1 protein-coding gene is annotated in these 988 nt (G+C 46.9%); it reads right to left on the bottom strand.

The window, feature by feature from the left end; genetic code table 11:
• Nucleotides 1-43: 43 nt before the first annotated feature.
• Nucleotides 44-727, bottom strand: coding sequence for a spondin domain-containing protein (locus tag R7040_RS24980; RefSeq protein ID WP_024702149.1), 684 nt, complete (start codon nucleotides 725-727; stop codon nucleotides 44-46).
• Nucleotides 728-988: the final 261 nt, after the last annotated feature.

Genomic DNA, 988 nt, shown 5'->3' with positions numbered 1-988 from the left:
CAGAGGCAGCTACCAGTAAGATTTTGTATTTCATACCTCCTCCTTACTTCACAACGATTGTGATGGTTGCAACTGGGTTTAACCAACGATGATGACTGCTATCGAGATCACTCTTGCCACCAGCTGGATCGCTGTCACCCAAATTACCCGGATGAATGTGAACCTTGTCGTTGCTCACCGCCGTTTCTACGCCAGTACCACCGCTACCGAAGGTAATAAAAGGAGGATTAGGAATGCTGGACGCTAACTCATCGTTCGCTTCAGTGCCCGCGTCGTAACTGTTCAAGGTCGCTTTGTAAGTTCCCGCTTCGGTTGGAATTTTCCAACTGTCTAAGCCGACAAAACCATCATTGGTTGGCAATAACATCGCGCTAAGTGAGAGGTAACCGTGATCGCCACTATCCAAAGTAAACGTGGTCGCAGCGCCCGGATTGAGAATACCGCCCGCAGGATTTTCTACGACTGCGCCGCCTGCGTTGCCAATCACGGTCGATAATCCAGAAATATCCCCACCTTCAGCCATCGCTTCAAGCTCTGATGTGGCGGATTCTCCGACTTTAAACATATGTAGATCTGAGCCATGCGCCGCGACGATAAGCGGTGTAAAGTAAATGCCTTTGGTTGCGTTGGTAACCGTAATTTCTAGTTCCGCCGCTTGAGCTGATGCCGCGCCAACCGCCAGAGCAACAGACGTCATGACAAGACTAAGTTGGGTACGTTTTTTCATTGTGAATCCATCCTTTTATGAGAGTGAAACCCAAGCCCTTGAACATCGTCTTTTGTTGGCTTGAGCAGCATTGCTTTCGAACGTTTGTCATTCTTGTCTTTAAGCATGACGAGCAAATATCTCGGTAACTTCATCGAATTCTCATAAAATTCTCACAACTTCTTATCTCTTTCATTCCGTTATAAAATAGCGTCCATCCGTTCCCCAAACGCACATCAAAATGCTCAACAATGTACTTACTGCATACTATGGAGAAATCTA

The organism is Vibrio sp. 1069, assembly GCF_033340555.1.
This window is presented reverse-complemented; position numbering and strand designations above follow the sequence as displayed.